The following is a 7,752-nucleotide window of genomic DNA, read 5'->3' as shown; positions in this document are numbered from 1 at the left end:
AGACGTAGGAGTCGGCCCCGGTGGTATTGTTGACAAAACTGACCTTACCCTTGTCGGCCACGCCACTAAAATTGACGATAGCGGGATCAGGCGTTTCGACATGACAGGATATCACGCTCACGGCGAGTAAGAGGTAACTCGTAAATTTCAGTAATAGGTTTTTCATTTGGTTACGCTATCTGGCCAATTGCCTTGGCCACGGCCTCGCCGCTGCCTTTGACGTGAAGTTTTTGGTAAATGTGTTCGAGGTGCTTCCGAACGGTTTTGTTGGAGACGAAGAGCTTTTCACTTATATCCCGCACGTTCAGGCCGCGTACCAGCCATTCCATCACCTCGGTTTCGCGCAGGGTCAAATCCGCCGAGCGGGACACCGACTGGATATGTAAATCGTTGGAACCCTGCCGGAGTAAATCCAGGGCCTTCGCAGCCATTATGGGCGACATGGGCGCGCCGCCTTCCAGCACGTCGGTAATGGCATTGATGATAATGTGGGTTTTCTCTTCTTTGAGCAGATAGCCGGAAGCACCGGCTTTTATGGCTTCAAAGAGTTTGCTGTCGTCATCGAACACGGTCAAAATGAGGATTTTGACCTGAGGGTGCTTTTTCTTCAAAAGCCGGGTGGTGGTCACGCCATCCATCTCCGCCATTTCGATATCCATCAGAAACACCTCGGGCACCTCCGTGCGCATGAGTTGTTTGAACAAGTCCTTACCGTTGACGGCGCGGAGAACCAATTCGATATCGTCGCTCAACGATAGCTTTTCCCAGATGTCACGGGAAATGATGGGGTTATCCTCGACAAGTCCAACTTTGATCTTTGACATGACGGCTTTGTTACACTAATGAACTGATTTCCCGAAGGTTTACCAGCGGGTCACGCACCGACACAAAGTAACGAAGCCGTCAATGGCCCTGAAATACGTCATCTGACGTATTTTTTGGGTAGCGGAAACTCGATGAGTACCTCCGTCCCGTCAGTAGAGGAAGTGAGTAAAAAAGTACCGTCGAGTTCCTCCGTTCTGGTTTTGAAATTGAGCAACCCGTAGCCTTGGGGGACGTTCTCGGCACAAAATCCCTTTCCGTTGTCGCTGACTACCAGGGTAAGGCTCTGCTCGTCGGTAGCCAGACACACGCTGATATCGCTACATTCGGCGTACTTCATGGCGTTGTTCACCCCTTCCTGCACAATTCTGAAGATAGAGGAGGCCAATCGGGGGTCAAGCAACAGGGATGCTTCCCCATAGGCTGTCAGTTTTATGGTAGGACAACCAGCATCGGCCGAAATTCGGGTAAGCAGACCCCTGATTCGCTCCGTGAGGGATCCATAGGGTATTTCACCCTGATTAAGAACCCAGATCGTTTCGCGCAATTGCTGCACGGTTTCACGCGTAAAGTCCTGCAAATCATTCAACTGCGATTCAAAAGCGGGGTTTCTATGTACCAGCATTTCCAGGCGGGAAATAATGTGGGTAAGTTGGGAGCCAATGCCATCGTGCAGGTCGCGGGCAATTTGTTCACGTTGCTTCCGTAACCTGATTTGCAGCGCCGTATCCTCCTTGTTATCCGGCCTTTTTCGCGTCTTCTTCTGCGTAAACAAAGGGTCGGTGGTCGTTTTTTGGCGACCCATGAGGTTACTAATTCCGTAGGGTATATACTTGTTGTTTCGCTGGATGATCATAACTTTGAGAGATTAGTGTGCGGGTTAGTGAATCTGAATTGATTTTCATGAATAGGATTCGTACCAATCGTCGGCGTTGTCGGCATCCGCCGCATCCGGCAGGTCATGATCGTCGTCGTATAAGTCCTCGATCTGCTCGGCCAAGGCATCGTCAAGTTCGATCAGTGGCTCGTTTTCGGTAGCCTGCCAATTCGTTTCTTCCCGCACGTACGTGGGATCCAGGTACTGCTGGTAAAACATCTGATTGCGATACGCCAAGGGTTCATCGCCGGAAAAACGCTCATAGTGATACGTTGCCTCTTCCCAATCCTCGTTCAAGACTGCGGCGGTTAGTTCCGGAAACCGCGTAAGCCCACCCGTATTGTACACGTAGTCGAAAAGGATCTCCTTTTGCTTCCCGGAGAGCGCGTCCCAATCCGCCTCTTCCGTGGAAAATTCCTCGTGATTTTTCACAAAATTTAGGAGTTGTTCTTTGGCCCGCTCCTCGTATTCGGGTACCAGCACGTTTTCAAACAGCGCCTGCTGCTGCTCTTCGTTGATGATGATTCCCCCGCGCTGCGCCACCCAGTTGCCCGCTTCGGGCCCCGTTTTGTGGGCCGCATCGATCAAAGCGTAGGCCGTTTCGGGATCGATTCCCGCCTCGGTGAGGTCGTTATATATTTCCTGCGGGCTGCGGTGCCCAAGGTCATAGCCGGGGCCGATGGTCACCCCCGACCGACCGCCCGGAAAATGCGGCACCAGGCTCTGTCCCTGGTGGCCAATCTCTTGGTTATACGTGAATGCATAGCTGGTCATTCGTGGTCATGGGTTAAAGAAACGATACACCAAACTCGCCCCCATTTCCGGGTTAGTCGGATTTCCGGAGGAAGAAGAAAACAAAGTCCCTTGATTTTTACGGACAATTCTTGACCACGCCCGGATTATTTTGGGGATGTGTTCAAAATTAAAAAAATGTTTTGAAGTTTTACGAAAAATCTTATCGAACGGTAAATTATTATTCATCGGTCAATGCGACACATTACCATAGGCGAAATCGTCTCCAATCCTTCCATAAGTCCGGTTCCTTTGCCTGGCCCGTTGCCGTGTATAACAAAAAATACGTCAGTTGACGTATTGATCCCTGCAGACGGGCCTTCTAATTTTGGCTGACTAATTGGTGCGTGGTCGTAATATCAACCTAACTCTTAGCTTCTGATGCGGATTCTATACTTATTCTTAGCTTCATTTCTCCTGATTTTGGGCACCTGTACCCACCTGTACGCTCAAACCCCGAAGAGGCAGGATATAATCCAAAAGCTGGATAATACGTCGCTGGAAGTCCTCGTCGATGAAATCAACAAGTCCGACGTCCTGTACCGCAAACTTAACGATCCGAAGGGTCCTTTGTACGCGCTTCCCAAGAAAGATATCCGCCGCATTATATGGAGTAATGGCGATGTGGAGGAAATCACCGCGCCGCCTGCTCCCGTTCCCGCCCAGAAACCCGGCAATCCGCTCGCCCTATTGGTTAAGCGGCCCGCCCCGCTTTTCTGGAACCACACGGGACTTTATGCGGGACTGCGGCTGGGAGCGGGCGTGGGGCTGGTGGCAACGCCAGTCAGTACCGCTCTGGCCAGCGACCCAAAACTGGCCTACCAGGCCGGCGTCACGCTGGGGTACCGGACCAAGGCACTTTCGGTACAGGTCGATGCGCTATACACTAACCTGACTTACGGACTCAACGTGCCGGCGGGCACCCAGGGAATAACGGCCGCCGAAGGGCAACAGCAAAACCTGCTGGTACCCATTACGGCCACGCTATCGACCCGGCTGGGAAAAATCCGGGTGGGTGCGACCCTGGGCGGGTTCGCGGCGATTCAGATGGGCCAGGGCAGCACCCGGCTCACCAGCGCCGAAAACGCTGAAATACAGGTGAAAAACTGCTCCGAATGCGCCGATACCCCCACCTACGGAGTAGTGGGCGGCCTGTCGGTAACCCTGGTTGAAAAGCGGAACTACGCTATCATAGCGGATACCCGCTGGTACCACAGCCTGACCAATAATGAACCTTATATAATAGCCGAGAGCGGCGTAAAAATGCATTTGGGCATGGTGGGCGTGGGCGTGCTGTTCAATCTTTCGGGCAAGTCAAAATAAAGCATCAAAAGCACTCTGAGAAATGAATTTTAAACTACTAAATCCACGCGAACTGCTGCCAGGGCTGGCGGGTTGTATCTTGCTGGGATTGGGGACGGCCACGCCCGCTCAGGCGCAGGAAAAGTTCTATTGGAGCAACGGCAGTTCTTTTTCCAACCGCATCGTCGAGGCCGACGAGCGGGAACTAAAATACGAAGAAAAAAAGGGTGACACGCCCCACAAGCGCACCGAGGATCGGGAAAACGTGATCGTAGCTTTCAATGCCTACGGGATGTACCTGATTATCGACAAGCTGCCCAACGACCCCGAAACGTCCCGCATGACGCTGAAAAAGTTTTACAACACCACGGGCTGCCCTACCGATGTGCTGATCCGGGCCACGCCGCTGGAAGTGATTCCGGCGACCATTCGTGTGGAGGGAGAGGCCATCAACTTCCTGAACGAAGCCGGCAAGTCAACCTCCATCAACAAGAATGATTTGGTGGCGATTATTTATAAAAACGGCAGCCACCAACTTCTGCGCGAACCCGAGGAGGCCAAGTCTTTTTTGAATTCGGCCTTCGACCGGGTGCGGCGGTACTGCAGCAGCAAGCCTCCCCATAAAGACCCGCCAATACCGGACGATGAAAAGGAGACTATCACGAAGATACCGGAAAAGCCCCCGGGAAAACCCACATTAAACGAAAAGGAATACCAGGAGTACAGTAAGAAGGCCCTCATCGTCGTGGAGCAGTTTGCGGAGTACTTACAGGTGATTGCCAGCCGGAATTTTTCGTTGAACGAACGCGATGCCGCCGTCAAAAACGCCCTGAAATTGTTTTTGCCCGATTCCAAGATCAAGGTTTCGTCCAAAAACCGGAAGGGTATTTCCGAGCAGACCATCGAGTCGTACCTGAAGCGGCTCAAAATGCTGCCCTACGGCGAGGTGCAAATCAAGTGGAGCAACATTGAGTACGTGGATCAATTCAAGCAGGCCGATGATGGCAACTACTACGGGCGAATCATTGGCAGCCAGACGTTCACGGGATTCAGCGAAACGGGAGAATCCGTAAAATACAGCGATGTGACCCGCAAAGACGTGAAAGTCAAGTTGCAATCGTACGAGAAGCAGGTAGATGGGAAGGATGAGGTCAACTGGTCGGTGCTGCTGGGCAATATCGGGGTGGTGGAAAACGACTGATACCATGAGCCGGGCCGCGTGCATAGTACCCATGGTACCCATGCTGCTCATCGGCTGCCTACCCGTGTGGGTGCCTTTTGAAAGCATCGCCCAGTCGCTGCATTTGCAGGGCTACGTCATCGATGCCAACTCCCGCGAGCGGATTGCGGGGGCCACGATTTCGGCCAAGGTGGAGCAGCAGCGCAAAAAGCTAAGCGAAAGCGGGGCGGAGGGCAAATACCAAGCGGAATACCCGGCCGCCGGGCAGTCTCTGGTCGTGGAAAAAACGGGGTACCGCACCCTGGTCATACCCACCCTGAAACAGCCCGCCGCGCCCGGCGATTTGCCGTTTTTTGTGCCACTGCCGCTCATTCCGCTCGACCAGCAGACTACCGACAAACCCTATATGCAAAGCCAGCAGCGGGATTACACCTTGACCACCGAAGCGAAAATGCCGCAGAAGGCGGTCCGAATTTTCAGTATCCAGGATGCGCTCAATGGTCGGGCCATCCAGCAAGCCACCCTCTGCCTACAGTACACGAAAGTTGAAAAAAAAGACTGCCACAAAATAACACCGACCGCGCCCTCGCCGAGCGTGACTTTCGAGGAAGCCGACATCGTGAGTGTGGTGGTGGAAAGTGCGGGCTACCAAGCCTACCAGGGAAATCTGATCCTGGACAAAATGGACGGAAGCAGCAGTCGCTACGAAATAAAAATGACGCCGGAAATTACGCTATTGACCATGAACGTAACCAATGCCCCGCCCCAAAGCCAATACCTGCTCGTCTCCACCACGGGCGACACGATTGTCATGCGGCAGGAGCAGGAAAAATCAGTATTCGCCTTTTGCGCCGAAGGCACCTACAGTCTGCGGGTCAGTACGCCCCAGCGGACTATGGCGCACCGCGAGGTAGTGCAACTCGGTAAGGGTTTGAATTACCGAACGCTTACCCTTTCGCCGCCGCCACCCAAAAGTACCCCTGCTGCGGCGCCCACTCCGCTTAAAACTGTCGCGCCCGCCCAGGTGGCACCCGATGCCGCGCCGCTGGCCGACACTACCCGCCGATTTACGCTCTATTTCACCCAAAGTGAATACGACCTCCGGCCCGAAGCCTGCCAGCAATTGGACCGCCTGGTGCTGCTGCTGCGGAATGCCCCGAATTGGCACATCGAGATCGAGGGACATTCCGACAACGTGGGCAACCCGGTTCGCAACGAAACGCTGTCGGAATACCGCGCCAGGGTGGTGTACCGCTACTTGCAGGAACGGGGCATTGCGGCCAGGCGGATGGCCTGGCGGGGCAAGGGCAGTTCCGCGCCCAAAGGCAGCAACGATTCCGAAGAAACCCGAAAAATGAATCGGCGGGTAGAGATACAAATCAATCCCTAGCAAACCAAATCATCGATTAGTTTCCTAAACTTTCTATGCCATGCGCTACCTGTATTGTACACTTTTCTTGTTCATTTTTCTCTGCCCGACATTCGGTCAGGACGCGACGAAGCTTTCGGCCAGCGATGTCAGCGAAATCAGAGCCGAAGCCCGGAAAGTGATTGAAACCCACCTCAGCGAGCTGTTGAATTCCATAGCCTCTAGCGAACTGGGGCAGCAGGGGCAGCAACTTTTGATCTATGACAGCTTTATGTCTAGCAAAAGCCAGATATTCAGTTCTAATGCAATCATCGAGGATGACATCAGCCCCGAATACACTACATCGGGTAAAGGTTATGCTGAGTTGAAAGTGAAGACCTACCTGGAAAATCTAGGATTGTATTATTCAAAAAGTGCCGAGTATTCCATCAAGATTTCGGAGGTGAACGTCACCGAAGTCAAGCAGGGCAAGGACTCACCCTACGTGCAGGTGCATTTTCGCAGCCATTTCACCAATACCCACCGCAACAAGCCCACCCTCAAGTACAGCCCGGTGCTGCGCACGGCGGAGATGAACGCCGAAAAGGTTGACAATCAGTGGAAGGTGCTTATCGCCGGCATTAGGTACTACAAAGCGGCCGCTCCCCAAGCGGTGGCGGCCGCAGCAGAAGCCAAACCGATGCCCGCCAAACCCGCCCCCACCAAACCCACCACTACGACCAAAGTGGCTGCGGAGCAAACCGTCGCAACACCAACCAAACCAGCCGAAAAGACGCAGGAAACAAAACCCCAGGCGGTGGCTGTGAAAACGCAGACACCACCACCCACCAAGCCTGAACCTACTCCCGCCGAGACAAAACCCGTGGCGACCAATGCTCCCCCCCCTACTCAGACGACCCGGATTGCCGAAAACAAACCCGAACCCGCTGTTGAAAAAAAGGATGTAGCACTGACAGCCCTGGAAACGAAGGCCGCCAAATACCAAAGACAGGGCATACTGATTAAAAGCGGGGCCGGGTTGGCCGTTGTGGGAGCAGCAGCGACCTACTTTGTCGTCAACAGTGCCTATACCGATTACAAGGCCGGGGTGGATAAAAGCAACGCCGAGCTTCAATCCTGGTGGGACGCCAAGGACGCCAACGGCCGCACCAATGGCCAGAATTTTGGCACAATCGACAGCTACAAGGCCCAGCCGAAAAGCGTCGTCGCCTTCGGCAGCCCGGGCATTTATTTCGTCGGCGCGGGCATTGTGGCGGCGGGTGTGTTGTGGGCGGTGGGCAGCGGCAGTAGCCGGAAGGCCAAAGAGTTGCGCAGACAGTTGGAGCAGAAAAAACTATCTCTCTCACCTCAGGCCGGCTGGTCACAGCGGTACGCCGGAGTAAGCATCCGATATAAGTTTTAAAATTAATC

At 53.7% G+C, this 7,752-nt stretch carries 7 protein-coding genes; 4 read left to right on the top strand and 3 right to left on the bottom strand.

Going from position 1 to position 7,752, the window contains the following annotated elements; translation table 11 throughout:
- Positions 1-170 precede the first annotated feature (170 nt).
- From ACEW8P_RS04405 to ACEW8P_RS04395, 3 genes are all read right to left on the bottom strand, one after another.
- On the bottom strand, positions 171-824 hold the full coding sequence (locus tag ACEW8P_RS04405; RefSeq protein WP_373511896.1) for a response regulator: 654 nt from the start codon (positions 822-824) through the stop codon (positions 171-173).
- Positions 825-922: 98 nt separating this feature from the next.
- The gene (locus tag ACEW8P_RS04400) at positions 923-1,678 is read right to left on the bottom strand and encodes a sensor histidine kinase (RefSeq protein WP_373511895.1); all 756 of its coding nucleotides are present in this window, start codon (positions 1,676-1,678) and stop codon (positions 923-925) included.
- A 45-nt stretch (positions 1,679-1,723) separates the two neighbouring features.
- On the bottom strand, positions 1,724-2,473 hold the full coding sequence (locus tag ACEW8P_RS04395) for a pesticin C-terminus-like muramidase (protein ID WP_373511894.1): 750 nt from the start codon (positions 2,471-2,473) through the stop codon (positions 1,724-1,726).
- Positions 2,474-2,872: 399 nt separating this feature from the next.
- Between ACEW8P_RS04395 and ACEW8P_RS04390 the strand changes: the two genes are divergently transcribed.
- The 4 genes from ACEW8P_RS04390 to ACEW8P_RS04375 are packed head-to-tail and all read left to right on the top strand — an operon-like array spanning position 2,873 to position 7,744.
- Positions 2,873-3,814: a hypothetical protein gene (locus ACEW8P_RS04390; protein WP_373511893.1), complete on the top strand. Its 942-nt coding sequence runs from the start codon at positions 2,873-2,875 to the stop codon at positions 3,812-3,814.
- Positions 3,815-3,836: 22 nt separating this feature from the next.
- The gene (locus ACEW8P_RS04385) at positions 3,837-4,994 is read left to right on the top strand and encodes a hypothetical protein (protein WP_373511892.1); all 1,158 of its coding nucleotides are present in this window, start codon (positions 3,837-3,839) and stop codon (positions 4,992-4,994) included.
- Positions 4,995-4,998: 4 nt separating this feature from the next.
- Entirely contained in the window at positions 4,999-6,363 is a 1,365-nt protein-coding gene (locus ACEW8P_RS04380; protein WP_373511891.1) for an OmpA family protein, read from the top strand.
- A gap of 40 nt (positions 6,364-6,403) precedes the next feature.
- Positions 6,404-7,744 carry a hypothetical protein gene (locus ACEW8P_RS04375; RefSeq protein ID WP_373511890.1) on the top strand — a complete coding sequence of 447 codons (1,341 nt, stop codon included), beginning with the start codon at positions 6,404-6,406 and terminating at the stop codon, positions 7,742-7,744.
- Positions 7,745-7,752: the final 8 nt, after the last annotated feature.

The organism is Persicitalea sp., assembly GCF_041751555.1.
Lineage (GTDB): Bacteria > Bacteroidota > Bacteroidia > Cytophagales > Spirosomataceae > Persicitalea.
The sequence above is the reverse complement of the archived record's forward strand: the minus strand, read 5'-3'. Positions and strand labels throughout refer to the sequence as shown.

Bases quoted from the DNA above. Each gene is read 5' to 3' on its own strand.
- ACEW8P_RS04375 (WP_373511890.1), top strand. From the start codon at position 6,404: ATGCGCTACCTGTATTGTACACTTTTCTTGTTCATTTTTCTCTGCCCG.
- ACEW8P_RS04390 (WP_373511893.1), top strand. From the start codon at position 2,873: ATGCGGATTCTATACTTATTCTTAGCTTCATTTCTCCTGATTTTGGGC.
- ACEW8P_RS04400 (WP_373511895.1), bottom strand. From the start codon at position 1,678: ATGATCATCCAGCGAAACAACAAGTATATACCCTACGGAATTAGTAAC.
- ACEW8P_RS04380 (WP_373511891.1), top strand. From the start codon at position 4,999: ATGAGCCGGGCCGCGTGCATAGTACCCATGGTACCCATGCTGCTCATC.
- ACEW8P_RS04405 (WP_373511896.1), bottom strand. From the start codon at position 824: ATGTCAAAGATCAAAGTTGGACTTGTCGAGGATAACCCCATCATTTCC.
- ACEW8P_RS04385 (WP_373511892.1), top strand. From the start codon at position 3,837: ATGAATTTTAAACTACTAAATCCACGCGAACTGCTGCCAGGGCTGGCG.
- ACEW8P_RS04395 (WP_373511894.1), bottom strand. From the start codon at position 2,473: ATGACCAGCTATGCATTCACGTATAACCAAGAGATTGGCCACCAGGGA.